Here is a 25,900-nt window from a genome sequence, read left to right as displayed (position 1 = left end):
CCCCGTCAGTCCCGGCTCTCCGGTGACGCCACGCGTCCGCCCGGCATCGCCGCCGCGGCGACGAGCAGCAGCACCGCCCCGCCGACCACGGTCCAGAACACCAGGTGCAGACCGTCGGCCAGAACGTCGGGCCGTGGATCGTCGCCCACGGTCGCGTTGACGATGGCCCCGCACACCGCGATGCCCACCGCGCTACCGATGTTGCGGGCGAAGGTGTTGGTCGACGTGACCACCCCGCGCTCGGCGTAGCTGACCGACGACTGCGCGGCGATCAGCGCCGGGCTCGCGACGAGCCCCATGCCGGTACCGAGGACGAGGCACCCCGCGGCCACCTCCCACACCGACGACGACTCCGACCAGCGGAGCGTGAGCAGAGAACCCAGTGCCACGACGGACGCGCCGATCACCGACGTGCGGCGGAACCCGATGCGCAGGTACACGCGGCCGGACTGGGACGACATGGCCGGCCACGCGAGCATCAACGGCGCGAGGGTGAATCCGCCCGCCAGCGCGCCGAGGCCGAGGACGCCCTGGACGAGCGTCGGCACGTACGTGGTGATCACCAGGACGACGGACCCGATGACGGCGGCCACGGCGCTCGTGGCGAGCAGCACCCGGCGGGTGAGCACCCAGAGTGGGAGGACGGGCGACGGCGCCCGAGTTTCGACGGCGACGAAGGCGAGCAGCGTCACCACCCCGAGTCCGAACACCGCCACCGAGGTGCCGGAGGCCCACGCCCAGGACCGTCCGCCCTCGAGCAACCCGAGGACGACCGCGCCCGCGCCGACGGTGAGCAGCGCCGCGCCGGCGTAGTCGATGCGGTGCGCGACGCGGGGCCGAGCGGTCTCGTCGAAACGCCGCGCCAGGACGACGGCGGCGACGATGCAGAGCGGCACGTTGACGAAGAAGATCCACCGCCAGGACAGAAATTCCGAGAAGAGTCCGCCGAGGCTCGGGCCGGCGAGCGAGGCCACGGCCCAGACGCTGGCGAGGTAGCCCTGGGCCTTCGCGCGTTCGCGGACGGTGTAGATGTCCCCGGCGATGGTCTGCACCATCGGTTGCACCGCGCCGGCGCCGATGCCCTGGATCGCACGGAACACGATGAGCGACGGCATGGACCACGCCAGTCCGCACAGGATCGACCCGGCGAGGAAGACCGCGATGCCGAACAGCACCAGACGTTTGCGGCCGAACAGGTCGGCGAGCTTGCCGTAGAGCGGGACGGTCACCGCCTGCGCGAGCAGATACACCGAGAACAGCCAGGGGAATTGCCCGAAGCCGCCGAGTTCGCCCACGATCGTCAGGACCGACGTCGCGATGATCGTGGTGTCCAGGGCCACCAGGAAGTTGCAGAGCATCAGGGCCGCCAGGATCGGCCCGCGTTCGGACCGAAATCCGACGTCGGCCGTTCCCGATTCGCTCGCCACGCACCCGAGAGTGGCAGACGCCCGAACCGCGGTCCCGCGCGCCCCGCGACTAGTGTCGGTCGACGTGCGACCCTCACTGTCGAGTTATCCCCATCTGGCCGCCGGCAAGGTGCGCGAGCTGCACCGGATCGACGACGAGCACCTGCTGCTGATCGCGTCGGACCGCATCTCGGCGTACGACCACGTGCTTCCGACGACGATTCCGGACAAGGGTCGGGTGCTCACCGCGATGAGCGTGTTCTTCTTCGACCTGCTGGGGGTGCCGAACCACCTCGCCGGCGGGCCGGACGACCCGCGGATTCCGGAGGAGGTTCTCGGCCGCGCGCTGGTGGTGCGCTCGCTGGACATGGTGCCGGTGGAGTGCGTCGCCCGCGGATACCTCACCGGCTCGGGCCTGATCGACTATCGCGCCACCGGCGGTGTCTGCGGTGTGCCGCTGCCCGACGGCCTGGTCGAGTCCAGTGCGCTGCCGGAGCCCATCTTCACTCCGGCGGCGAAGGCGGCGCTCGGCGAGCACGACGAGAACGTCGACTTCGACACCGTCGTCGCGACCGTCGGTGCGGACCGGGCACACGCCCTCCGCACCGCGACCCTCGACATCTACCGCCGCGCGGCCGACCACGCGGAGTCGCGCGGAATCATTCTCGCCGACACCAAGTTCGAGTTCGGGGTCGACGCCACGGGGACGCTGATCCTGGCCGACGAGGTGCTCACGCCCGACTCGTCGCGCTACTGGCCGCGGGCGGGGTACGAACCCGGCCGGACGCAACCGAGCTACGACAAGCAGATCGTCCGCGATTGGCTGACCGGCGAATCGGGCTGGGACAGAACGGGTGACGCGCCGCCGCCGCCACTGCCGGACGACGTGGTGCAGCGCACCCGCGCTCGGTACATCGAGGCCTACGAGACCGTCTCGGGCCTGTCCTTCGACGATTGGGTCCGCCCGTGACACCCCTGCAGCCGCCCGTCGCCGCCACGGTCCCGACCGAGCGACGCCACCACGGCGACGTCGTCGTCGACCCCTACGAGTGGCTGCGCGACAAGTCCGATCCCGAGGTGATCGCCTACCTCGAGGCGGAGAACGCGTACACCGAGGCGCAGACCGCGCACCTGCAGCCGCTGCGGGACGCGGTGTTCGAGGAGATCAAGTCGCGGACCAAGGAGACGGATCTGTCCGTCCCCACCCGCCGCGGCGACTGGTGGTACTACGGCCGCACGGCGGAGGGCAAGAGCTACGGCGTGCAGTGCCGCTGCCCGGTCGCCGCGCCGGACGACTGGAATCCGCCCGTGCTCGAGGTGGGGGTCGACATCCCCGGCGAAGAGGTGGTGCTCGACAGCAACGTGCTCGCCGCGGGACACGATTTCTTCTCCCTCGGGGCGTTCGCGCTCACCCGCGACGGCTCGCTGCTGGCCTACTCGGAGGACACGACGGGCGACGAGCGGTACACGCTGCGGATCAAGGACCTGGGCACCGGCGACCTGCTGCCCGACGTCATCGAGGGTGCGGCGCCCGGCGCGACGTGGTCGGGAGACCGGGAGTTCCTCTTCTATCAGACCGTCGACGAGTCCTGGCGGCCCGACCGCGTCTGGCGTCACCGCGTCGGCACCCCGACGTCGGAGGACGTGGTGGTGTTCCACGAGCCGGACGAGGCGTTCTGGGTCTCCTTCGGCGCCACCCGGAGCGAGAAGTACCTGCTGATCTCGGTGGGTTCGAAGATCACCACCGAGATGCACTACCTCGAGGCGGACGATCCGAGCGGCGAGTTCCGGGTGATCCTGCCCCGTCGCACGGGCGTCGAATACCACGTCGAGCACGCTGTGGTCGCCGGTGAGGACCGCTTCCTCATCCTGCACAACGACGAGGTCGACGGGACCAAGGCGGACAACTTCGTCCTGGTGGACGCCCCGGTGAGCGACCCGACGGCGACGACGGTGCTGGTGCCGCACCGTGACGACGTCCGGCTCGAGGACGTCGACGCGTTCGCCGAGCATCTCGTGCTCTCGTACCGCCGCGGCGCGGTGCCGCGGATGGCGCTGTGGCCGCTCGGCCCGGACGGATACGGCGAGCCGGCCGAGCTCGAGTTCGAGGAGGAACTGTTCTCGGTGGGTCTCGGCGCCAACCCCGAGTGGTCGGCTCCGCTGCTCCGGTTCGGCTACACCTCGTTCATCACGCCCTCCCAGGTCTACGACCTGAACCCGGCGACGGGCGAGCGCATCCTGCGCAAGTCGCAGCCGGTGCTCGGTGACTTCGACCCGGCGCGGTACACCCAGAAGCGGGAGTGGGCGACGGCCGCGGACGGCACGCGAATCCCGTTGTCCGTCATCGCCCGTCGCGACGTGACGGGTCCGGCGCCGACGTTGCTCTACGGCTACGGCTCCTACGAGGCCAGCATGGACCCCGGGTTCTCGGTGTCGCGCCTGTCGCTGCTCGATCGCGGCATCGTGTTCGTCATCGCGCACGTGCGCGGCGGCGGCGAGATGGGACGCCGGTGGTACGACGACGGCAAGATGCTGCGGAAGAAGAACACGTTCACCGATTTCGTGTCCGCCGCCCACCACCTGATCGACACCGGCGTCACCACCCCGGCGCAGTTGGTCGCCGACGGCGGCAGCGCCGGCGGCCTGCTCATGGGCGCGGTGGCCAACATGGCGCCGGAGCTGTTCGCTGGGATTCTCGCCAATGTCCCGTTCGTGGATCCGCTGACGTCGATCCTCGATCCGTCCCTGCCCCTGACGGTGATCGAGTGGGACGAGTGGGGTGACCCGCTGCACGACGCCGAGGTCTACCACTACATGAAGTCGTACTCGCCGTACGAGAACGTCGAGGCGAAGGACTACCCGGCCATCCTGGCCGTGACCTCGTTGAACGACACTCGCGTGCTCTACGTCGAGCCGGCCAAGTGGGTGGCGGCGTTGCGGGCGAGGAACACCGGCAGCGAACCCGTTCTACTCAAGACGGAGATGAACGCGGGCCACGGTGGGGTCAGCGGACGGTACGAACAATGGCGCGAGGTCGCATTCGAGTACGCCTGGGTGATCTCCCGAACCGGGGCCGAGCAGGTTGCCGATCCGGCGCAGGAGGGGTCAAACTGACTCCCGAGTAAGTTCCGATCGGGAGGGTGCCGCAGTGACACGAATCGACGTCGAGTTCCCCTCCGGCGACGATCGGTGCGCGGCCTGGCTCTACCGGCCGGAGGCGGCGGCGGACGCGTCCGTCCCCATCGTGGTGCTGGCCCACGGCCTCGGCGGGGTCAAGGAAATGCGTCTCGACGCGTACGCGGAGCGCTTCACCGCGGACGGGTACGCGTGCCTCGTGTTCGACTACCGCCACTTCGGCGCCAGCGAGGGAGAGCCGCGGCAACTTCTCGACATCGAGCGTCAACTCGCGGACTGGGCGGCGGCGGTGCGGTACGCCCGCCGGCTGGACGGCGTCGATTCGTCCCGCGTCGTTCTCTGGGGTTCGTCCTTCAGTGGTGGCCACGTCATCGAGGTGGCCGCTCGGGACGGTCGGATCGCCGCCGTCGTCTCGCAGTGCCCGTTCACCGACGGGCTCGCCTCCGCCCTGGCCACCCCGTTCGTCTCCACCCTGAAGATCGCGCCGTCCGTGGTGCGCGACGTGGTGGCCGCGGCGCGGAAGGCCCCGCCGGTGCTGGTCCCGCTCGCCGCCCCGCGCGGCGGCAAGGCGCTGATGGCCGCCGACGACGCGGACAGCGGCTACCGTGCGCTCCGGCCCGAGGGACTCGATTTCGTCGATGCGGTCGCCGCACGCTTCGCGCTGCAGATTACCCGGTACTTCCCGGGTCGGTCGGCGAGGAAGCTGTCCTGCCCGGCCCTGTTCTGCGTGTGCGGAACCGACACCGTGGCTCCCGCACGCGCCACCCTCCGACACGTGGATAAGGCGCCGCGCGGTGAGGTGCTCCTCTACCCCTACGGCCACTTCGACATCTACCTCGGCGACGCGTTCGAGACGGTGATCGCGGACCAGCTCGCCTTCCTGCGTCGGGTCGTGCCCGTCTAACGCCAGCGGTAGCGCACCTGCGGGCGCCCCGCCCGGCCGTACTCGGTGTGCCGCTCCACCAACCCGTCGTCGGCCAGGCGCTCGAGGTAACGCCACGCGGTGACGCGGGAGACGCCGACCGCCGCGGCGGCGTCGGACGCGCCCACGCCGTCGGGGGTCGCGCGGACGGTGTTCGAGATCTCGGTCAGGGTCTGCGGGGCGATGCCCTTCGGCGTCGATGCCCGCTCGTCCGCGGTCCGCAGCGACGCCATCGCCCGATCGATGTCGCGCTGGCTGACGGCCGTCTCGCCGCCCTGCAGGGCCGAGCGGAACTCCCCGTAGCGCTCGAGCTTGTCCCGGAACGCGGCGAACGTGAAGGGCTTGAGCAGGTAGAGCACGATGCCGTGGGCGACGGCCCGACGTACCACCGCGAGATCGCGCTCGGACGTGATGGCGATGACGTCGGGACCGGGCCGCAGACCGCCGAGGGCGGCGGCGACGTCGATCCCGCTCGCGTCGGGCAGCCCGATGTCCAGGAGAACCAGGTCGAACGGATCGCCGTCGGCGATGGCCGTCGTCGCGGCGCGGAGGGCGCCCGCGCCCGAGTGCGCCACCGCACCCACGGTGAAACCGGGGACGCGCCCCACGTAGCTCGAGTGGGCTTCGGCGATCAGGGGTTCGTCGTCGACCACCAGGACCCGCACGTCACCGTTGCTCACCGCAGCGATCCGAGCGGAACGGTGGCGGTCACGACGGACCCGGCGGAGGCGTCCGAGGACAGGGTGCCGCCGTGACGGTGGATCACCTGGGAGACCAGGGCGAGGCCGAGGCCGCGGGATCCGGACTTGGTGGAGTAGCCGCGGGTGCGTGCGCGGGCCAGAGCGTCGGCATCCATACCGGGCCCGCTGTCGGCCACCTCCACCACCACATCGGTGTCGGTCTCGCGCACACTCACCTCTACCCACGCCTCGTCGGATTGCTTGGCCGCGTCGATCGCATTGTCTATCAAGTTGCCGACCAGGGTGACCAATTCCCGACGCGCGACGGCGTCGGTGTCCGCGAGCGCGGTGTCCTCGGTGACGGTGAGTTCGACACCCTGCTCTGCGGCCTGGCTGACCTTGCCGAGCAGCAGCGCGGCCACCGCCGGTTCCTGCACCGTGCTCATCAGGCGGTCGATGAGGTTCTGCGACAACGCCAGTTCCTGGGTGGCGAACTCGACGGCCTGCTCGGTGCGACCGAGTTCGACCATCGTGATCACCGTGTGCAGCCGGTTGGCGGATTCGTGCGCCTGTGAGCGCAACGATTCGGCGAACGACGTCATCGAGTCCAGTTCACCGAGCACGCGCTGCAGCTCGGTGTGATCGCGGACGGTGGTCACCGTGCCGAGGCGTCGCGAGCCGCGAATCACCGGGTTCTGGTTGACCACGAGGACGCGGGTCGACGTCAGGTGCATCTCGTCGCGCACGGAGGAATCGCCCAGTCCGCGCAGCGATTCCGGCAGGTCCCGGCGGGAGACGGTGTCGCTCTCGAGGTCGAGCAGGCGCCGCGCCTCGTCGTTGACCACCTCCGCCTCGTCGCCGTGTCCCCACACGAGCAGGCCCTCGCCGATGGAGTGCAGGACGGCGTCGTGATGGTCGTACATGCTGCGGAGCTCGTCCGGGGCGAGTCCCATCGTCTGACTCTTCAGCCGACGGTTCAGAATCCACGACGCACCGACGGCGACGGCCAGCGCCGCCGCCACCACCGCGAGGACGACGGGCAGGCCGGCGACGAAGCGGTCCGAGATGCGCGCGCGGGTGACGCCCGCGGACACCAACCCGACCAGGGTGCCGCCGTCGTCCATCACGGGGGTGACCGCCCGGATGGACGGGCCCAGCGAACCTTCGTAGGACTCCGTGAACGTCTCGCCCGCCAGGGCCCGGTCGATCGACCCGGTGAACTGTCCGCCGATGAGTTCCGGGTTGGTGTGGGTGAAGCGGGTGCGATCGGGCGCCATGACCACGATGAAGTCGACGGACGTGGCGCGCCGGATCTCCTCGGTGACGGGTTGCAGGATCGCGGTGGGATCGGGGGACTCGATGGCCTCCGCCGTGGACGGGGACGTCGCGAGCGACTCGACGATCGCGGTCACCTCGTGACGCGTCGCCTCGTCGCTGAGCGCACGCTCGTCCAGAACGACGGCGATGCCACCGATGGCCACGAGCACTGTCACCACGGCGAGCTGCCCCAGGAACAATCTCCGGGCAACGCTGCGCGACCGACGTCGCCGTCGGGCATTCGTGCTGGTCAAGACGACCTTTCGGTGAGTCGTCGTTCACCGGTGGGGTTGTGTGCAACCCCGCGCAACGTGAACGTAATGAACAGATTCGTGACTGGGATCACGCGGTGCACCACAGTTCTCTGCAGACCGCGTGACTCACCTCACGCCTCGATTCTAAGGACGAGAACATGACCACCACGCACGACGTCGAACCCGCCTCGCCGACTCCGCCGCCGAAGAAGAAGCGAGACAAGACCCACTGGCTCTACAGCGCCGTGATCGTCGCCGTCGTCGGCGGTGTGATCTTCGGCCTCGTCGCCCCGGACACCGCGTCCGAGTTCGGTGTCCTCGGCACCATGTTCGTCTCGCTGATCAAGATGATGATCAGCCCCGTCATCTTCTGCACCATTGTGCTCGGCATCGGCTCGGTGAAGGCAGCCGCCAGCGTCGGCAAGGTCGGCGGCATGGCGCTCGGCTACTTCATCGCGATGTCCACCTTCGCCCTGGCCATCGGCATGGTGGTCGGCAACTTGATCCAGCCCGGCAACGGCCTGAACATCCAGTCGGACAGCGCCGCCGTCGACAAGCTCGTCGGCCAGGCCGAGGGCGCCGGCGGCACCATGGACTTCATCCAGAGCATCATCCCGACCTCGCTGCTCTCGTCGCTCACCGCGGGCAGCGTGCTGCAGACGCTCTTCGTCGCACTGCTCGTCGGCTTCGGTCTGCAGGCCATGGGCAAGCAGGGCGAGGGCATCCTCAAGGGCATCGGCTCGATCCAGAAGCTCGTCTTCCGCATCCTCGCCGGCATCCTGTGGCTCGCCCCGATCGGCGCCTTCGGTGCCATCGCCAAGGTGGTCGGGGACACCGGCATCGACGCGGTCATCCAGCTCGCCACCCTGATGCTGGCCTTCTACCTGACCTGCACCATCTTCGTCTTCGGCATCCTCGGCACGATCCTGCGCTTCGTCTCCGGCGTCTCGATCTTCAAGCTCTGCAAGTACCTGGGCCGCGAGTACCTGCTCATCGTCGCCACCTCGTCGTCCGAGTCGGCTCTGCCCCGCCTCATCGCCAAGATGGAGCACGTCGGTGTCCAGCGTCAGACCGTCGGCGTCGTCGTCCCCACCGGGTACTCGTTCAACCTGGACGGCACCGCGATCTACCTGACGATGGCGTCGATCTTCATCGCCGACGCCATGGGCAGCCCGCTCTCCATCGGCGAGCAGGTCTCGCTGCTGCTGTTCATGATCATCGCCTCGAAGGGTGCAGCCGGCGTCTCCGGTGCCGGCCTGGCCACCCTGGCCGGCGGCCTGCAGAGCCACCGCCCCGAGCTCCTCGACGGCATCGGCCTGATCGTCGGTATCGACCGGTTCATGTCCGAGGCTCGCGCCGTCACCAACTTCTCCGGCAACGCTGTCGCCACGATGCTGGTGGGCACCTGGACCAAGACCATCGACAACGCTCGGGTCAAGGACGTGCTCGACGGCAAGCTCCCGTTCGACGAGACCACGATGGTCGACGACGGACACGGCGAAGCCCGCGACCCGGAGACCAAGCCGGACCTGGTCAAGAGCTAGGTCCACCGCCCGGCCACGAGCCGGGACCGCACCGAACCACGGCGGGTGCACCCTCGATCGGAGGGTGCACCCGCCGTTTCCACGTTCGGCGTGGTGGCCCCAACCCCTCAGAACGGGGGTGGGGTGTCGTCGGGTGGGTGGTGCTTCATCGCGTTGCGGAGGCGGTTGCGGTTCCGTTCCTGTCGGCGGCGGGCGTGTTTCTGCTCGGTGCGTGGGGCGGGTCGGAAGCGTTCTGCCGGTGTCGGTCTCGGTCTGTGTCCGGTTTCGGTGGGTGGGTCGCCGAAGACGATGGCGTCCAGTCCGGGGTGGACGTCGTGCCCGGTGAACGCCGGCCCGAGGACGGTGCGCCCGTCGGGGATGGTGATGGTGCGGATCAGCCGACTCGGGTCGGCGGGGTCGGGGTACTGGTCGTCGACGAAGTCGGCGAACGTCTTGAGCAGGTGATGGAAGCGGCATTTGGCGCCGAGTCCGGTCGCGCTGGTACGCCCGCCCCGCTCGGGGTGGGTGTGGTCGTATTCGGTGATGTGGTCGAGGTCGCCGTCCCACGCTGGTCGGTTGCAGCCGGGCCAGGTGCAGAACAGATCGCGGGCACGGATGTACGCCTCCAGGGCTGCGGAGGGCCGGTAGGGGTTCGACGGTTGCGTTGCCGGCAGTGGGGTGTCGGTGCCGTCACCCAACGGCCGGATGATCGTGCTGGGGTCGGCGGCGAGGTCGCGGACGTGGGCGCCGGAGACGATGCCGATGCCGGCCAGGAATCCGACGCCGTCGACGAAGTCCATGCCCATGGGTTCCTCGCACCCGCGGGTGTGGTCCTCCGCATCGTCGGCGGCGTCCGCATCGCAGGTATGAGCAGGGACGGCGGCGGTCTCATCAGCGTCCGCGGAGACGTCGACGCGATCCAGTGACACCGACGGCGCCGCAACCGTTTCCGTAGCAACGGGTTCCGACGCGGACGGTTCCGTGGCAGCAGCGGGTTCTGTCCCGGACGTTTTAGGCGCGACCGACTCGGCCGAGGCGGAGCCCGTAGCAACGGGTTTCGACACAATCGGTTCGGCCGCGACCGACTCGGCCGAGGTCGGGCTCGCTACGGGATCGCCCTCGACCGCTGCGTGGTCCACACCCGGTCGGGGGAGGTGTTGCGGTGACCGGCACACCCGCTCGTTCTCGGGGGCGGGGACGGGGCCGGTGAGGGTGGTGGTGTCGGTGACGAGGTGGATCACGATGCGGGGCGCGGTCGCCGCGAATGTGGTGAGGTCGATGTTCTTGTAGCGGCAGTCGGTGATGGGGCGGTCACAGTTGCAGCCGAATCCGGTTTGAGTGATCAACGCGTAATGCGCATCGGAGGCCCGCGCGGCCTTGGATCGGGTGTCCTTCGGGCACACCTGCGCGGCCAACCTCGTCACGGACGCGTGGAGCGCGACGATGTCCTCCGCCGGCCGGGTGTCCGTCGCCGACGCCAAGCCGTCACGGCCGATCTCGACGGTGAACTCCCGATTCCGCTTCGCCTTCTCCCGCCGGGCGCGGACGGCATCGGGATCACGGCGGTCGACCATCATGTCGACCATGGCCTCCATCCGCGCCGGCGACCATGACCCCGCTCTGCGGAGAGCACGGGCGATGTCGGCGTCCACCAACGCCGCGTAGCACTGCCCTTCGATCAGTTCGGTGCGGGAGACGATGGTGCGAATGTGGTGCGGGGTGACGACCCCGTCCCGCAAACATTCCGCCACGAGAGGGAGCCGGTCGCGGAGGGCGACGGCGTCGGTGAGCAGGGTGCGGGCGGCGCCCTGCGTGATCGACATGGTGGTGGCGATGGTGGCGGCGCAGCGGGTGTGCGCATCGAGCTCACGCCGGTCCTCGTCCTCGAAAGGCTCCACCAACTCCGCGTGCATCGACGCAGCGAGTTGGTATTCGAACCACTTCAGGTACGCGACCCCGGCGGCGGCGTGGACGAGCCCGTCCAGCGCTTGCGAGGAGGGGAGGTCGGTGGTGGCGGGCAGGCCGAGCGCGATGTGGTCCAACGCAGCCCACGGCGTCGCACCTGCCCCCACCTGCGTCGTGACCATGTTCTCGACCCCCCAGTCGCTCGTATGTTCGAGCGTACCGGGACCCACCGACACGGTCCATGACACGCACGCACGAATCGACGGCCCGCCAGGGTCTGCGGCACCACCCGGTCGTCCCGGGGGTTACTCATCGGTACTGTGACCGCATGACAGAACTGCAGAACATCGGCATCACCACCCTGGGTGGGGCGCCGACGTCGCTCGACGAGTACAGCGGCCGAGCGGTGCTCGTGGTCAACGTGGCATCGAAGTGCGGCCTGACGCCGCAGTACACCGCCCTTGAGAAGCTGGCGAAGGACTACTCCGACCGCGGCCTTTCGGTCGTGGGTTTCCCGTGCAACCAGTTCGGCGGCCAGGAGCCCGGCTCGGCGGAGGAGATCGAGACCTTCTGCTCGACCACCTACGGCGTGACCTTCCCGCTGATGGAGAAGATCGACGTCAACGGGGAGAACCGGCACCCCGTCTACGAGCATCTGGTGCAGACACCGGACGCCGACGGCGAGGCCGGCGACGTCCAGTGGAACTTCGAGAAGTTCCTGGTCTCGCCGGAGGGCGAAGTAGTGGCCCGCTTCCGTCCCCGCACGGAGCCGGACGCCCCCGAGGTGCTGGCCGCGATCGACAAGGTGCTCCCGGTCCCGACGCTCTGACCGGCGCCGACGTCCTCCCGGCGTTCGTCGGGAGTTCACGCGTGAGACGAACCGTCGTACACCTCGGTGTGCGACGGTTTTCTCATGACCGCACGTCTGATCGTGTCCGTCTCCGGAATCCGTGACGAGACCTGCGACGCCGCCGCCGAGTTCGCCGCCGAGATGGACCGTCGCAACCTGTCCCTCTCGCTGCTCGTGGCGCCGCGCCTCAAGGACAAGTACCGGCTGACTCGCGACCCCGAGACGCAGGACTGGCTCCGGGCCCGACGCGAGCACGGTGATGCGATCGTGTTGCACGGGTACGACCAGGCAGCGACCAAGCGTCGTCGCGCCGAATTCGCCGTCCTTCCCGCGCACGAGGCAGGCCTTCGTCTGCGGGCTGCCGACCGCGTCATGGAGGAGATCGGCCTGCGCACCCGCGCCTTCGCCCCGCCGCGGTGGGTCGCCTCGCCCGGTGCGATCTCCGCACTCCCGGCGGTCGGATTCCGCCTGTACGCGGGCCTGACCGGAATCTCCGACCTCGACCGCGGCACCGTGGTGCGCAGCCGCGTGTTCGGCATCGGGGAGGGATTCGGCGCCGGGTCCGGTGGCTACGTGTGGGAGCCGGGAACGTCCGAGCCGTGGTGGTGCCGCGCCCTCGTGATGGGTGCGGGCCGGGTCGCGCGTCGTGGCGGCGTGGTGCGACTGTCCGTCAGCGCCAAGCAACTCGGCCGGCCAGGCCCCAGGACCGCGATGCTCGACGCCGTGGACCTCGCGTGCTTCCACGGCGCCGAATCCGCTCGCTACGAATGGATCTCGCGGACCCGGTCGTCGGCCGCCTGACCGAGAACTACCGCGTGCGCCGCACGGCTGTCTTTATCGCGTGCGACGCACGGCTGTCATCACCGCGTGCGCCGCACGGCCACCAGAATCTCGTCGTCCACGTGATGCCCACCCGCTCCGGCGGGCGGTGCGGGACGGGGCCTGGTCTCGTCGACCCGGATCTCCCACTCGGCCGGGTCGAGGACGGCGCCCACCTCGCTGGGTGACCAGAAGTCCGTCGGCTCGAAGCCGATCCACGAATGACCCTGTACGCGAGCGTGACTCACCATGAGCAGCGTGCCGCCCGGCGCGACGGTCGCGGCCAGCCTACGCACCGCGTCGTCTCCGTCGGAGCGGAGAATGCCGAAGTAGTGCATCGTCACCAGGTCGAACGACTCCTCGGGCAGCGGATCGTGCACCAGGTCGCGGGTCTCCCAGGTGACGGAATCGTCGAGGTCTCGCGCCCGGTCCACCGCCACCGCCGAGATGTCCACACCCGTTGTCTCCCAGCCCTGCTGGGCCAACCACACGGCGTCGGCACCTTCGCCGCAGCCGACGTCCAGAGCCCTCCCCGGTGTCAGCGGCGCGGCCACCAGGGTCAACGGCGGGTTGGGATTTCCGCTCCATCGACGGTCCGATTCGCGGTAGAGCTCGTCCCAGAACGCCCCGTCGAGCGTCGGCCTCTCGCCGCTGCGGGCGACCGCGGCGTCCGTCTCCTCCATCACGAGTTCGAGGTTGGTGTGCGCACCGACCAACGAGCCCTGCGCCGTCGCGGCGATCACGGTGGCCGACGGGTCGGACACGTTGCCCGCCACGCGAACTCCGGGGACGGACGTCGCACCCGTCGGATCCGCCTCGATCACCTCGCCGAGACCCATCGTGTGGGGAACCGCGTGCAGGCCGAGCGAGGCGAGCAGTTCGCTCCGGGCGCTGAAGCGCAGCCCCACGGCGAGCGCGTCGAGAGGAACGACGGTGCCGTCGGCCAGGGTGACACCGCTGAGGGCGTCGTCGGCGGTCTCGACGGACGTGACCGGCGTGGTGACGATGTCGACACCGCGCGCGCCGAGTCGCGTGCGCTCGTCCTCGGTCGGCTCCGCGCCGTCGGTCAGGTAGACCATGCGATCCGTCCACTGCCGCCACAGCGTGGCGTGATGCAGGCTCATCGGCGACGTGCGGAGGACGCCGATGCGGCGGTCCCGGACCTCCCAGCCGTCGCAATACGGGCACTGGACGACGTCCCGACCCCACCGCTCGGCCAGGCCGGGCACGTCGGGCAGGTGGTCGGTGAGTCCGGTGGTGACGATCAGCCGGCGGGCGGTGAACGTCGTGCCGTCGTCGGTGGTGGCGGTGAAGTGGCCGGCGTGGCCGCCGAGATCGGTGACGGTGGCGTCGACGACGCGGACGTCGTACCGGTCCAGATCGGCCCGCCCGTGCTTCAGGTAGTCGAGCGGGGAGGTGTGGTCGCGGCCGAGCACGCCGTGCATGTGCGAGGCGGGCGCGTTGCGCGGGGTGCCGTTGTCGAGGACGACGACGCGGCGACGGGCACGGCCCAGCATGAGTGCTGCGCTCAGGCCCGCGGCGCCGCCGCCGATCACCAGAACGTCGGCGTCGGACAGGGAGTGGGGGGCGGACTGGGTGTGTGCGGTCATGGCTGCCACTCTGACGACGTATCGCGCATTTGACAAACTTTGTTGCCGAAACTGCAATGGACGCATGGACGACGGTACGGACGACGTGGACGCGGTGCTCTCGGCGATCGGGCCTCGGCTACGGGCGTTGCGACGCAAGGCCGACGTGACACTCTCCGTCGTCGCCGAGCGCACCGGCATCCCGGTGAGCACGCTGTCGCGGCTCGAGTCGGGTCAGCGCAAGCCCAGCCTCGAACTGCTGCTGCCCCTGGCGAAGGTGTACGAGGTGCCGCTCGACGAGATCGTGGAGGCCCCCGAGACCGGTGACCCGCGGGTCCACCTGAAGCCGGAGAAGCGCCACAACGGGATGATCGTGGTGCCGCTGACCCGCCGACCGGGCGGCCTGCAGGCGTACAAGACCATCGTCCCGGCCGGTCCGCCCGTCGCGGAGCCGACCCTGCACTCCCACGAGGGCTACCACTGGCTCTACATCCTCAGCGGGCGACTACGCATGATTCTCGGGGACCGCGACGTCGTGCTGAAGCCGGGGGAGGTGGCCGAGTTCGACACCCACCTGCCGCACTGGTTCGGTTCCGCGGACGCTCGGCCGGTGGAGTACCTCGGCATCTTCGGCCCCCAGGGCGAGCGGATGCATCTGACCGCCCAGTACCCGCCGCGATGACGTTCTACGCTGGGTGACATGACACGTGACGCCGACGTCGTGGTGGTGGGGGCCGGACTCGCGGGGCTGGTGGCCACCGCGGAACTGGTGGAGGCGGGCAAGCGGGTGATCCTCGTGGACCAGGAGAACGAGGCGAATGTGGGCGGCCAGGCGTTCTGGTCCTTCGGTGGTCTCTTCCTGGTCGACAGCCCCGAGCAACGGCGCCTCGGCATCAAGGACTCGTACGATCTGGCGCTCCAGGACTGGATGGGCGCGGCGACGTTCGATCGCCCCGAGGACCATTGGCCGCGGCAGTGGGCGGAGGCCTACGTCGCCTTCGCGGCGGGGGAGAAGCGCAGCTGGCTTCGAGAGCGGGGCTGGAAGGTCTTCCCGCTGGTCGGGTGGGCCGAGCGCGGCGGTTACGGGGCGACGGGCCACGGCAACTCCGTCCCGCGTTTCCACCTGACCTGGGGAACCGGACCGGGCCTGGTCGAGGTCTTCGAGCGCATCGTGCGCGAGGGTGTCGAGCGCGGCTCCGTGACCTTCGCGTTCCGCCATCGTGTCGACGAGGTCGTGGTCACCGACGGCGCCGCGACGGGCGTCCGTGGGGCGGTCCTGGAGCCGACGACGGTCGCACGCGGGGTGTCGTCGTCGCGAACCGTGGTGGGCGACTTCGAGATCCGGGCCGACGCCGTCCTGGTCACCTCCGGCGGCATCGGGGGAAACTGGGAGCTGGTGAAGAAGAACTGGCCGACGCGCATGGGTCGGGTGCCGCGGCACATGCTCTCCGGCGTCCCCGCGCACGTCGACGGTCGCATGCTCGAGATCACCGGGCGCGCAGGCGGTCACGTGATCAACGAGGATCGCATGTGGCACTACACCGAGGGCATCACCAACTTCGATTCCGTCTGGCCGAACCACGGCATCCGCATTCTGCCGGGCCCGTCCTCACTGTGGCTCGACGCGACCGGACACCAGCTGCCCGCGCCGCTCTTCCCCGGATTCGACACCCTCGGCACGCTCGAGCACATCGTCTCGACCGACCACGACTACACGTGGTTCGTGCTGGACCAGAAGATCATCGAGAAGGAGTTCGGGCTCTCGGGGCAGGAGCAGAACCCCGATCTCACCGGCCGCGACGTGCGCAAGCTTCTCGAACGGGTGCGACCCGGCGCCCCGGGCCCGGTGGAGGCGTTCAAGACTCGCGGCGAGGACTTCGTGGTGGCCGACTCCGTCGCCGAACTCGTCGCCGGGATGAACAAGATCGGTGACGTCGAGCTCGACCCCGCGGCGATCGAAGCCCTGCTCGTGGCCCGGGATCGCGAGATGGACAACGACTTCGGCAAGGACCTGTCCGTCTCGGCGATCCACGCCGCACGCAAGTACCGCGGTGATCGGGTGGCCCGCATCGCCTCGCCCCACAAGATGCTCGACCCCACGAACGGACCGCTGATCGCCGTCAAGCTTCACCTGCTGACCCGAAAGTCGTTGGGCGGCCTGGAGACCAACCTCGACTCTCAGGTCCTGCGTGCGGACGGATCGGTGTTCCCCGGGCTCTATGCCGCCGGTGAGGTGGCGGGGTTCGGCGGCGGCGGCGTGCACGGATACCGCTCCCTCGAGGGGACGTTCCTCGGGGGCTGCATCTTCTCCGGTCGCGCCGCCGGCCGCGCGCTGGCCCGCTAGATCGTGACGCCGGATTCCTCGTCGACGGTGCGGAATTCGGTTGCCTCGGGCGACAACTGGTCGTAGAGGCCGTACCAGAAACCGCGCGCCTCGGGCGAGACGACGGCCTGGTGGATGGGGAACGCCACACGCGGTGCGACGGCACGCAGGAAATCCACGCCCTCGCTGAGCTTCATCCACGGCGCGGCGGCGGGCAGTGCCAGTGCCTCGACGGCGGTGTCGGGCACGAACAGCGAATCGCCGGGGTGATACAGCTGCCCCGGACGGTCCGCCGACCCGAGCAGGAACGCGATGTTGTCGATCAGCGGGACGTCGGGATGGATGGTGGCGTGGGTGCCGCCCGCGCCGGTGATCCGCAGATCGCCCACCGACAGGACGTCACCCGCGTGCACAGCTGTCCAGCCGTCCCCGAGCTGCTCCGCCGTCTGCGGATCCGCGTACCGCGCGGCACCCGGGTTGGCCTCGAGCAGTGCCGGCAGCCGATCGGTGTCCACGTGGTCCGCGTGCTGGTGGGTGATCAGGATGGCGTCGAGCCCGGTGATGCCCTCGAACCCGTGCGAGAACGCCCCGGGGTCGAACAACACGGTGGATCCCTCGAGCGAGACCTGGATGCACGAATGTCCGAAGTGAGTCAGCTCCATCACCCGAGTATGCGCCGGGTCGGGCGCGGCGGACCGCGGACGCGAGGTGGTGTGCGCGGCGGTTAAACTTGCCTGCACGCTCACCCCCGATGTTCAGGAGCACCCACCGTGGCCCGTGTCGTAGTCGACGTCATGCCCAAAGCGGAAATTCTCGACCCCCAGGGGCAGGCCATCGTCGGGGCGCTCCCGCGTCTCGGTTTCGCCGGCATCTCCGACGTCCGCCAGGGCAAGCGGTTCGAGCTCGAGGTAGGAGACGACGTGGACGACGCCACGCTCGAGTCCATCGCCGAGACCTTCCTGGCCAACACGGTCATCGAGGAGTGGAAGGTGACCCGGCTGTGACTGCTGCGACGGGCGCCCGCATCGGCGTCATCACCTTCCCCGGCACGCTCGACGACATCGACGCAGCCCGGGCGGTGACCCTCGCCGGTGGCGAGGCCGTCGCCCTGTGGCACGGCGATGCCGACCTGAAGGGCGTGGACGCCGTCGTCGTGCCCGGTGGTTTCTCCTACGGCGACTACCTGCGCGCCGGCGCGATCGCCCGGTTCGCGCCCGTCATGACCGCCGTGGTCGACGCCGCCCGGGGCGGGCTGCCCGTGCTCGGCATCTGCAACGGGTTCCAGGTGCTGTGCGAGGCCGGGTTGCTGCCCGGTGCACTGACGCGAAACGCCAACCTGCACTTCACCTGTCGTGATCAGTGGCTGACGGTCGAGAACACGGCGACCGCATGGTCGTCGCGGTACGAGGCGGGCGCCGAGATCCTGGTTCCGCTCAAGTCCGGGGAGGGCCGCTTCCAGGCCTCGCAGGCCGTACTCGACGAACTGGAGGGCGAGGGCCGCGTGGTGTTCCGCTACGCCGGTGACAACCCCAACGGCTCCCAGCGCGCCATCGCCGGCATCGCCTCGGAGAACGGACGCGTGGTGGGCCTCATGCCGCACCCGGAGCACGCCACCGAGGCCCTCACCGGCCCCAGCGACGACGGGCTCGGCATCTTCTACTCCGCGCTCGACGCGGTGGTATCCGCCTGAGCTAGCTTTGGACGACCGCCCACGTGTGGGGCGGGAGGGTGTCGGCGACGCCGTCCGCGGCGGCGAGGACGTCGCCGCCCGGGCGTGTGACTGCGTCGTCACCGAGATTCGAGGCGAGCCGCAGAGTCGTGCCGTCGTGCGTCGCGCGCAGCGTGAGCGCGGTGTTGGTCAGCGTTTCGACGTCGACGGTGGTGGTGCGCAGCCACGGGAAGCGGCGGCGCAGCGAGATCATCGTCTGGTGCACCCGGTAGCGCGGCAGGCCCAGCGGGGACAGCTCGGCGGGCGTGGCGGGGAACGTGGGGCGGATCTCGTCGTCGCCCCCGACGCGGTCCTCCTTCACGCCGCGGAACCCCTGCTCGTCGCCGTAGTAGACGGTGGGCGTGCCGGGAACGAAGAACAGCAGCGCGGTCGCGATGTCGACGTCCCGGTCGTCGCCGAGGGTCGACGCGATGCGGGTGACGTCGTGATTGCCGACGAACGTGGCGGGCACGAACGTCGGCAGCAGCGCGTCGTGCCGGCCGAGGGCGTGGGCGAGTTCGAAGAAGTTGCCGTCGCGCAAGGCGCTCCAGGTGGCCTTCCACAGCTCGTACTGGGTGACCGAGTCCACGCCCGACTTGCCGACGTACGCGGCGTAGTCGCCGTGGATCATCTCGCCGACGAACCAGGCGTCCGGATGCTCGGCGCGCACCCGCGGCAGTACCGCGGCCCAGAACGACGGGTCGACGGCGTACGCCGCATCCAGTCGCCACCCGTCAGCCCCGCGGGCGAGCCAGTGGGTCATGATCTCGACGACGTGATCGCGCACCTCGTGATTCCGGTGGTTCAACGCCACCAGGATGTCGTGCCCTTCGAACGACTCGGGGTGGTCGCCGGACCACCGAATACGTTGTCCCGCCGACGAATCGGGCCCGTCGCGCAGGGCGTCGACCACCCACCGGTGGTCACGGCCGACGTGGTTGAACACGCCGTCGAGCAGGATCCGGACGCCCTTCTCGCGGGCGGCCGCGACGAGGTGGTCGAAGTCCGCGTCGTCCCCGAGGCGAGGATCGACGGTCAGATGGTCCACGGTGTCGTACCCGTGCGTCGACGACGCGAAGACGGGGCCGAGCGCGAGCCCGTTGCAGCCGAGGTCGATCAGGTAGTCGAGCCACGACTCCACGTGCGGCAGCCGGTGAGTCAGCGGCGCGCTCTCCCGCTCGGCGCCCGTGAAGCCCAGCGGAAAGACCTGCCACCAGACGGCGTGGGCCACCCAGTCCGGTTCGGTCGACGCGGGTGGGGCCGGGTGGTCGGACACGGCTGTCTCCTGGAACTGATCGAGGGTGTGTGGGCGCGAGCACGACGGTAGTCGGTGGCGACGACGTGTTGTGAAAGTGAACAGAAGATATTGCTGTTGCGGCAGTGATCTTCGTGTGACTTACTGACGCAGGCGAGCGTGGTGCTCGCCCCGACCTCCACAGAAGGAGCCCGCCCGTGTCGTCCTCCCTGACCGACCTCTTCTCGTCCTTCGAAGATCTCTCGGACTTCGTCACCGCGCTCGGCACCATCGTTTCGGCGCTGTCCTTCTTCAGCTGACCGTGTGGTGAGTCGGGCGGGACACGGATCGACTCATGAGGTGACTCAGGTCACACATGGGCGACACGCGTTCTGTTGCGAGCTCGCCATTCCTGTGAATTACTTATGTGCGGGCACAAGCCCACCGACCTCACAAAGGGAGACATCATGATCACCGACCTCGCTGACTTCGTCGATTTCCTCGGCGCCCTCTCCGACATCTTCGGCGGCGCCGGCAGCTTCCTCGACGGACTGAGCTTCTTCAGCTGAGCCTCCGTCTCTCGGTGATGCCGGGTCCACCCTCGTGGTGGACCCGGCATCGTCGTTTCCCGGCCTGTCCTCTCTACGATCGGTGCTCATGGCGTCCCTCACCTCCGCGACCGCGTCCGGCCTCTGCTCCTTCGTGAACGCGTCGCCCTCGCCCTTCCACGTCGTCGCCACGGTGACCGCCGAACTGGCCGCGCATGGATTCGTCGAACTCGCCGAAGCCGACGCCTGGCCCACCGACCCCGGCCGCTATCTGGTGGTGCGCGGCGGCTCGCTGATCGCGTGGTCCACCGAGCGGGCGCCCGACGCCCCCTTCCGCATCGTCGGCGGCCACACCGACAGCCCCAACCTGCGCGTGAAGCAGCATCCCGATCGGGACTCCGCCGGCTGGCAGATGGTGGCCCTCGAGCCCTACGGCGGCGCCTGGCTGAACTCCTGGCTGGACCGCGATCTCGGGATCTCCGGCCGCCTCGGCGTCCGGGACGGCGCGGGGGTGCGGGAGGTGGCCGTGCGGATCGACCGGCCCATCCTGCGGGTCCCGCAGCTCGCCATCCACCTGTCCGAGGACCGCAAGGGCGTACATCCCGACCCGCAGAATCATCTCGACGCGGTGTGGGGAACGGGTCGCTCCCCGCGCTCCTTCCTGGCCTTCGTGGCGGACGAGGCGGGGGTGGACGACGCCGACGTGCTCGGGTGGGAGCTGATGACTCACGACCTGAATCCGGCTGCGGTCGTGGGGTTGTCGGAGGACCTGGTCAGCTCGCCGCGACTGGACAACCAGGGCACCTGCTACGCGGGCACGGAGGCGCTGGTGACCGCCGCCGCCCAGGCCGACGACGTGGTGCCGGTTCTCGCGCTGTTCGATCACGAGGAGGTCGGCAGCATGTCCGACCGCGGCGCCCACTCCGATCTGATGAACACCGTCCTCGAGCGGATCGTGTTGGCGCGCGGCGGTTCTCGGGAGGACTTCTTCCGGACCATGGCCGCCTCGATCCACGCCTCCGGCGACATGGCGCACGCCACGCACCCCAATCACGTGGCGCGGCACGAGCCGTCGCATCGCATCGAGATCAACGGCGGGCCCGTCCTCAAGGTCAACCAGAACCTGCGCTACGCGACGGACGCCGTCGGGGCGGCGGCGTTCGCGCAGGCGTGCGAGCGTACCGACGTCCCGCTGCAGCGGTACGTCCACCGGGCGGACCTGCCGTGCGGATCCACCATCGGTCCCATCGCCGCGTCGCGCACCGGTCTGTCGACGGTCGACGTCGGCGCACCGCAGCTGGCCATGCACTCGGCCCGGGAACTGATGGGTGCGCACGACGTCGAGATGTACTCCGACGCGCTCGCCGCGTTCCTGGGCGTCTGACGGGCTGCGAGACCGTCGGACCGGGGCCGTAGAATCACCGTCGTTCTCGCGTACCGGCATTTCCTGCCCGAGGGAAGGACCCACCCATCGTGTCTGTCGAGTCGACCCCTCGGGTCGATACCGTCGCCGCCGCTGCCGCCGATCCGGACGTGGCGCAGCCGTACGCCGAGTTGGGCCTGAAGGACGACGAGTACGCCCGCATCAAGGAGATCCTCGGTCGCCGCCCGACGGACGCCGAGCTGGCCATGTATTCGGTGATGTGGAGCGAGCACTGCTCCTACAAGTCCTCCAAGGTGCATCTGAAGTACTTCGGCGAGACCACCACCGACGAGATGCGGGCCGGAATGCTCGCCGGCATCGGCGAGAACGCCGGCGTCGTCGACGTCGGGGACGGCTGGGCCGTCACGTTCAAGGTGGAAAGCCACAACCACCCGTCGTACATCGAGCCGTATCAGGGCGCCGCCACCGGCGTCGGCGGCATCGTTCGCGACATCATGGCCATGGGCGCACGGCCCATCGCGGTCATGGACCAGCTGCGGTTCGGTGCGGCGGACGCGCCTGACACCCGCCGGGTGCTCGAGGGCATCGTGCGCGGCGTCGGCGGGTACGGCAACTCCCTGGGCCTGCCCAACGTGGGCGGCGAGACCGTCTTCGACGCCTCGTACGCCGGCAACCCGCTCCTCAACGCCCTGTGCGCGGGCGTCATGCGCACCGAGGACCTGCACCTGGCGTTCGCGTCGGGCACCGGCAACAAGATCATCCTGTTCGGCGCGCGCACCGGGCTCGACGGCATCGGCGGCGTGTCCGTCCTGGCCTCGGAGACCTTCGACGAGACACAGGGTCGGCGAAAGCTGCCCGCTGTCCAGGTGGGCGATCCGTTCACCGAGAAGGTGCTCATCGAGTGCTGCCTCGAGCTCTACCAGCAGAAGCTCGTCGTCGGCATCCAGGACCTCGGCGGCGCCGGATTGTCCTGCGCCACCTCGGAACTGGCGTCCGCGGGCGACGGCGGCATGCACATCGAGCTCGATCGCGTTCCGTTGCGCGCCACCGGAATGACGCCCGCGGAGGTGCTCTCGAGCGAGTCCCAGGAGCGCATGTGCGCCGTGGTCACGCCGGAGAACGTCGACGCGTTCATGGCCGTCTGCGCCAAGTGGGACGTCCTGGCCACCGTCATCGGTGAGGTTACCGACGGCGAGAACCTGCAGATCACCTGGCACGGCGAGACCGTCGTCGATGTCCCGCCGCGCACCGTGGCGCACGAGGGTCCGGTCTACGAGCGGCCCGTGCAGCGCCCGGCGGCTCAGGATGCGCTGGTGGCGAACACCACCGAGGGACTGCCGCGCCCGTCGACCCCCGTGGAGCTGCGGGAGACGTTGCTGCGCATGATCTCCTCGCCGCAGCTCTGCAGCCGTCGGCTCATCACCGAGCAGTACGACCGCTACGTGCGCGGCAACACCGTTCTGGCCGAGCACGCCGACGCCGGTGTGGTGCGGATCGACGAGAAGACCGGCCGCGGCATCGCGCTCGCGACGGACGCCTCGGGCCGCTACACCGCCCTCGACCCCTACCGCGGTGCGCAGTTGGCGCTCGCGGAGGCGTTCCGCAACGTGGCCACCACCGGCGCGACGCCGAAGGCCGTCACCAACTGCCTGAACTTCGGCTCGCCCGAGGACCCGGGCGTGATGTGGCAGTTCCAGCAGGCGGTGCGCGGACTCGCCGACGGCTGTGTGGCACTGGGCATTCCGGTCACGGGCGGCAACGTCAGCTTCTACAACCAGACCGGATCGACGCCGATCCTGCCGACCCCCGTCGTCGGCGTCCTGGGTGTGCTCGACGACGTTCATCGCCGCATCCCCACGGGACTCGGCCTCGAGCCGGGGGAGACGCTGATCCTTCTCGGTGACACGCACGATGAGTTCGACGGCTCCATCTGGGCGCAGGTGATCCACGACCACCTCGGCGGCGTGCCCCCGCGGGTCGACCTGGCCCGGGAGCAGTTGCTGGCCGACATCCTCACCGCGGCCAGCCGCGACGGCCTGGTGAGCGCCGCGCACGATCTGTCCGAGGGCGGGTTGGCCCAGGCCGTGGTCGAAGCCGCGCTCGCCGGCGAGTCCGGATGCCGCATTCTGCTGCCCGAGGACGTGGACCCGTTCGTGACCATGTTCTCGGAATCGTCCGGGCGGGTACTCGTAGCCGTTCCTCGAACCGAGGAGACCCGGTTCACGGGAATGTGCAGTGCGAGGGGGTTGCCGTGGGTGCGGATCGGCGTGGCCGACGAGGGGTCGGACGAGGTGGAGTTCCAGGGGCAGTTCACCGTGCCGCTGGCCGAGCTCCGCGAGGCGTTCGAGGGGACACTGCCGAAGCTGTTCGGCTGATCGACACTGCCGAAGCTGTTCGGCTGAGTCGAGGGTTCCGGCCGACCCGAGCCGTCCGGTGACCGACACCTCCACGCGGTCACCGGAACGGGGTGGGGCGGGCGCCGAGGACGAGATCCCCCGGCCGCACTCGTTCGAGGAGCTGCCCGCCTACGTGCTCGCCACGGCGACGCACACGGTGCGCAAGCATCCCGCGGTGGTGTGGGCCTGGGGACTCCTTCGGCTGGACGTCACCGGCATCGCCTTCGCAGCGCTGTTCTTCTGCTGGTCCCTGACGCCGTCGCTGTTGCCGCGCGGGTGGCTGTTCCAGGGGATCGTCAGCGGTATCACCGCCGCGATCGGCTACGGCGTCGGTGTGGCCGTGGGCTGGGTGATGTTGCGGACCGTGCTGCGGCAGCAACCCTGGTGGCCGCTCCCCGCACGTGTCGAGCGCGCGATCGTGGTGGCGGTGCCGATCGTCGGGTTCGTGGCGGGTGCCGTCATGCTCTACGCCTCCGCCGAGTGGCAGCGCCAACTCGCCGCGCTCATGAACGCCGAGGGGCTGACCAGCACCGGGTTCATCCGCACCGGCATCATCAGCGTGGTCGTGGCCGGCGTGCTCATCGGACTCTGGCGGGTGATCCGCGACTTCCGTCGCTTCCTGGTGCGGAACCTGCTGCGTCTGATCCGTCTGCCGCAGTGGGTGGCCAACCTGGTGGGCTTCGTCCTGGTGATCGTGGTCCTGGTGACGCTGGTGCAGGGTGTGCTGCTGCGCGGCACCATGAGCATCGCGAATTCGGTGTTCAGCACGCAGAACGGCAACACCCGAGACGGCGCCGAACAGCCGACGGTCCCGGAGCGGTCCGGCGGGCCCGGCTCGGTGGTCGACTGGGACACACTGGGTTTCGAGGGCCGCAACTTCGTCTCCGGCGGACTCGACGCCGACGAGATGCGCCGCGCCACCGGGCGTGAGTCGAAGGAGGCCATCCGGGTGTACGCGGGCCTCGAGAGCGCCGAGACGTCCGACGAGCGTATGGATCTGCTGATCCAGGAGCTCGACCGCACGGACGCGTTCTCCCGTCGGGCCGTCGTCGTCATCCCGACCACGGGCACCGGCTGGGTCAACCCGACGGCGGCGCGCGCGGTGGAGCTGATGTACGAGGGCGACGTGGCTCTCGTGGCGTCGCAGTACTCCTACCTGCCGAGCTGGATCTCCTTCCTCGCCGACCGGGAGAAGGCGGCCGCCGCGGGCAAGAACCTCATCGACCGGGTGCACGCGCGCTGGGAACAGGAGCCCGCCCCGACCAGGCCCAAGCTGTACGTCTACGGGGAGAGCCTCGGCACGCAGGCCGGCGAGGGAGCCTTCGCCGACATCGCGGACATCCGCAGCACCGTCGACGGCGTGCTGTGGGTGGGGCCGCCCAATTCCAACCGCATCTGGTCCACCTACGTCGACCGCCGCGACCCGGGGACCCCCGAGGTGGAACCCGTGTACGCCGGCGGCCTGCTCATGCGCTTCGCGGACAGCACCCGTGACGTCGAGGCGCTGTCCGGCGAGTGGCCGTTCCCACGCGTGCTGTACATCCAGCACCCGTCCGACCCAATCGTGTGGTGGACGCCGGACCTGCTGTTCCAGCGGCCCGACTGGCTGGCCGAACCGCCCGGGTACGACCGCCTGCCCAGCATGCGGTGGTTCCCGTTCGTCACGTTCTGGCAGGTGAGTGCCGATCTGACCAACGCGGCCGGGGTGCCCGACGGCCACGGGCACAACTACGGCACCACGGTGCTCGACGGATTCGCGGCCGTCGCGGCGCCGGAGGGCTGGACGCAGGCCGACACCGAGCGCATCCGCGCGGTCATGGTCGAGTACGCCGACGCCGACGGCCCGGAGAAGTAGGAGCGGGTGTGACGAGCGCGGGGGAGGTCTCGCTCGCCCGCTGGGTGTGGTT

Annotated in this window: 20 protein-coding genes; 13 read left to right on the top strand and 7 right to left on the bottom strand. The window is 69.7% G+C overall.

The features are described 5' to 3' along the window. Positions 1-5: 5 nt before the first annotated feature. On the bottom strand, positions 6-1,427 hold the full coding sequence (locus A3Q40_RS13980; RefSeq protein WP_068103025.1) for an MDR family MFS transporter: 1,422 nt from the start codon (positions 1,425-1,427) through the stop codon (positions 6-8). 64 nt (positions 1,428-1,491) lie between these two features. On the opposite strand from A3Q40_RS13980, the gene A3Q40_RS13975 reads away from it, so the two are divergent. The 3 genes from A3Q40_RS13975 to A3Q40_RS13965 are packed head-to-tail and all read left to right on the top strand — an operon-like array spanning position 1,492 to position 5,445. Then, complete coding sequence (locus A3Q40_RS13975) at positions 1,492-2,376, top strand: phosphoribosylaminoimidazolesuccinocarboxamide synthase (RefSeq protein WP_068106281.1); 885 nt, start codon at positions 1,492-1,494, stop codon at positions 2,374-2,376. Positions 2,377-2,381: 5 nt separating this feature from the next. Next, positions 2,382-4,520: a S9 family peptidase gene (locus A3Q40_RS13970; protein WP_068106284.1), complete on the top strand. Its 2,139-nt coding sequence runs from the start codon at positions 2,382-2,384 to the stop codon at positions 4,518-4,520. A 34-nt stretch (positions 4,521-4,554) separates the two neighbouring features. Next, a complete protein-coding gene (locus A3Q40_RS13965; protein ID WP_068103024.1) occupies positions 4,555-5,445 on the top strand; it encodes an alpha/beta hydrolase in 891 nt (296 codons plus the stop codon). On the opposite strand, the gene A3Q40_RS13960 is transcribed toward A3Q40_RS13965, so the two are convergent. Both A3Q40_RS13960 and A3Q40_RS13955 read right to left on the bottom strand, forming a co-directional pair. Beyond that, a complete protein-coding gene (locus A3Q40_RS13960) occupies positions 5,442-6,143 on the bottom strand; it encodes a response regulator (protein WP_235606311.1) in 702 nt (233 codons plus the stop codon). The genes A3Q40_RS13965 and A3Q40_RS13960 overlap by 4 nt on opposite strands. Beyond that, entirely contained in the window at positions 6,140-7,639 is a 1,500-nt protein-coding gene (locus tag A3Q40_RS13955; RefSeq protein ID WP_308127624.1) for a sensor histidine kinase, read from the bottom strand. The genes A3Q40_RS13960 and A3Q40_RS13955 overlap by 4 nt, the downstream gene beginning before the upstream one ends. A 233-nt stretch (positions 7,640-7,872) precedes the next feature. On the opposite strand from A3Q40_RS13955, the gene A3Q40_RS13950 reads away from it, so the two are divergent. Then, positions 7,873-9,258 (top strand): cation:dicarboxylate symporter family transporter, encoded by a 1,386-nt coding sequence (locus A3Q40_RS13950; RefSeq protein WP_068103022.1) that lies wholly within the window; start codon positions 7,873-7,875, stop codon positions 9,256-9,258. Positions 9,259-9,365: 107 nt separating this feature from the next. Here A3Q40_RS13950 and A3Q40_RS13945 read toward each other — a convergent pair whose 3' ends face one another. After that, on the bottom strand, positions 9,366-11,324 hold the full coding sequence (locus A3Q40_RS13945) for an HNH endonuclease signature motif containing protein (protein ID WP_157889590.1): 1,959 nt from the start codon (positions 11,322-11,324) through the stop codon (positions 9,366-9,368). Positions 11,325-11,470: 146 nt separating this feature from the next. Between A3Q40_RS13945 and A3Q40_RS13940 the strand changes: the two genes are divergently transcribed. Together A3Q40_RS13940 and A3Q40_RS13935 are read left to right on the top strand one after the other, a co-directional pair. Beyond that, a complete protein-coding gene (locus A3Q40_RS13940) occupies positions 11,471-11,971 on the top strand; it encodes a glutathione peroxidase (RefSeq protein ID WP_068103019.1) in 501 nt (166 codons plus the stop codon). An 84-nt stretch (positions 11,972-12,055) separates the two neighbouring features. Beyond that, positions 12,056-12,793: a DUF2334 domain-containing protein gene (locus A3Q40_RS13935; protein WP_068103018.1), complete on the top strand. Its 738-nt coding sequence runs from the start codon at positions 12,056-12,058 to the stop codon at positions 12,791-12,793. Between the two features lie 59 nt (positions 12,794-12,852). Here the strand turns inward: A3Q40_RS13935 and A3Q40_RS13930 are convergent, their stop codons facing one another. Next, a complete protein-coding gene (locus A3Q40_RS13930) occupies positions 12,853-14,421 on the bottom strand; it encodes an FAD-dependent oxidoreductase (protein WP_068103016.1) in 1,569 nt (522 codons plus the stop codon). A 64-nt stretch (positions 14,422-14,485) separates the two neighbouring features. On the opposite strand from A3Q40_RS13930, the gene A3Q40_RS13925 reads away from it, so the two are divergent. Both A3Q40_RS13925 and A3Q40_RS13920 read left to right on the top strand, forming a co-directional pair. Beyond that, on the top strand, positions 14,486-15,082 hold the full coding sequence (locus tag A3Q40_RS13925) for a helix-turn-helix domain-containing protein (RefSeq protein ID WP_068103015.1): 597 nt from the start codon (positions 14,486-14,488) through the stop codon (positions 15,080-15,082). An 18-nt stretch (positions 15,083-15,100) separates the two neighbouring features. Further along, positions 15,101-16,744: an FAD-binding dehydrogenase gene (locus tag A3Q40_RS13920; RefSeq protein WP_068103013.1), complete on the top strand. Its 1,644-nt coding sequence runs from the start codon at positions 15,101-15,103 to the stop codon at positions 16,742-16,744. Here A3Q40_RS13920 and A3Q40_RS13915 read toward each other — a convergent pair. Continuing rightward, complete coding sequence (locus A3Q40_RS13915; protein WP_068103011.1) at positions 16,741-17,385, bottom strand: MBL fold metallo-hydrolase; 645 nt, start codon at positions 17,383-17,385, stop codon at positions 16,741-16,743. The genes A3Q40_RS13920 and A3Q40_RS13915 overlap by 4 nt on opposite strands. 108 nt (positions 17,386-17,493) lie before the next feature. On the opposite strand from A3Q40_RS13915, the gene purS reads away from it, so the two are divergent. Continuing rightward, the gene (purS, locus tag A3Q40_RS13910) at positions 17,494-17,727 is read left to right on the top strand and encodes a phosphoribosylformylglycinamidine synthase subunit PurS (protein WP_068103008.1); all 234 of its coding nucleotides are present in this window, start codon (positions 17,494-17,496) and stop codon (positions 17,725-17,727) included. Next, the gene (gene purQ / locus A3Q40_RS13905; protein WP_068103006.1) at positions 17,724-18,413 is read left to right on the top strand and encodes a phosphoribosylformylglycinamidine synthase subunit PurQ; all 690 of its coding nucleotides are present in this window, start codon (positions 17,724-17,726) and stop codon (positions 18,411-18,413) included. Before purS ends, purQ begins: the two co-directional genes overlap by 4 nt. A gap of 1 nt (position 18,414) precedes the next feature. Here the strand turns inward: purQ and A3Q40_RS13900 are convergent, their stop codons facing one another. Then, the gene (locus A3Q40_RS13900; RefSeq protein WP_068103004.1) at positions 18,415-19,707 is read right to left on the bottom strand and encodes an alpha-amylase family glycosyl hydrolase; all 1,293 of its coding nucleotides are present in this window, start codon (positions 19,705-19,707) and stop codon (positions 18,415-18,417) included. Between the two features lie 615 nt (positions 19,708-20,322). On the opposite strand from A3Q40_RS13900, the gene A3Q40_RS13895 reads away from it, so the two are divergent. The 3 genes from A3Q40_RS13895 (at position 20,323) to A3Q40_RS13885 (ending at position 25,848) form a co-directional block, all read left to right on the top strand. Then, the gene (locus A3Q40_RS13895) at positions 20,323-21,597 is read left to right on the top strand and encodes a M18 family aminopeptidase (protein ID WP_068106274.1); all 1,275 of its coding nucleotides are present in this window, start codon (positions 20,323-20,325) and stop codon (positions 21,595-21,597) included. Positions 21,598-21,686: 89 nt separating this feature from the next. Further along, complete coding sequence (gene purL, locus A3Q40_RS13890) at positions 21,687-23,972, top strand: phosphoribosylformylglycinamidine synthase subunit PurL (protein ID WP_068103003.1); 2,286 nt, start codon at positions 21,687-21,689, stop codon at positions 23,970-23,972. Between the two features lie 58 nt (positions 23,973-24,030). Continuing rightward, a complete protein-coding gene (locus A3Q40_RS13885) occupies positions 24,031-25,848 on the top strand; it encodes an alpha/beta hydrolase (RefSeq protein WP_068103001.1) in 1,818 nt (605 codons plus the stop codon). Positions 25,849-25,900: the final 52 nt, after the last annotated feature.

This window comes from Rhodococcus sp. PBTS 1 (genome assembly GCF_001620025.1).
Classification (GTDB): Bacteria; Actinomycetota; Actinomycetes; order Mycobacteriales; family Mycobacteriaceae; genus Rhodococcoides; species Rhodococcoides kroppenstedtii.
Note: the sequence above shows the minus strand (reverse complement) of the source record. Positions and strands in the feature narration are given on the sequence as shown.

Bases quoted from the DNA above. Each gene is read 5' to 3' on its own strand.
- A3Q40_RS13930 (WP_068103016.1), bottom strand. From the start codon at position 14,421: ATGACCGCACACACCCAGTCCGCCCCCCACTCCCTGTCCGACGCCGAC.
- A3Q40_RS13940 (WP_068103019.1), top strand. From the start codon at position 11,471: ATGACAGAACTGCAGAACATCGGCATCACCACCCTGGGTGGGGCGCCG.
- A3Q40_RS13920 (WP_068103013.1), top strand. From the start codon at position 15,101: ATGACACGTGACGCCGACGTCGTGGTGGTGGGGGCCGGACTCGCGGGG.
- A3Q40_RS13950 (WP_068103022.1), top strand. From the start codon at position 7,873: ATGACCACCACGCACGACGTCGAACCCGCCTCGCCGACTCCGCCGCCG.
- A3Q40_RS13935 (WP_068103018.1), top strand. From the start codon at position 12,056: ATGACCGCACGTCTGATCGTGTCCGTCTCCGGAATCCGTGACGAGACC.
- A3Q40_RS13925 (WP_068103015.1), top strand. From the start codon at position 14,486: ATGGACGACGGTACGGACGACGTGGACGCGGTGCTCTCGGCGATCGGG.
- A3Q40_RS13945 (WP_157889590.1), bottom strand. From the start codon at position 11,324: ATGGTCACGACGCAGGTGGGGGCAGGTGCGACGCCGTGGGCTGCGTTG.
- A3Q40_RS13895 (WP_068106274.1), top strand. From the start codon at position 20,323: ATGGCGTCCCTCACCTCCGCGACCGCGTCCGGCCTCTGCTCCTTCGTG.
- A3Q40_RS13915 (WP_068103011.1), bottom strand. From the start codon at position 17,385: ATGGAGCTGACTCACTTCGGACATTCGTGCATCCAGGTCTCGCTCGAG.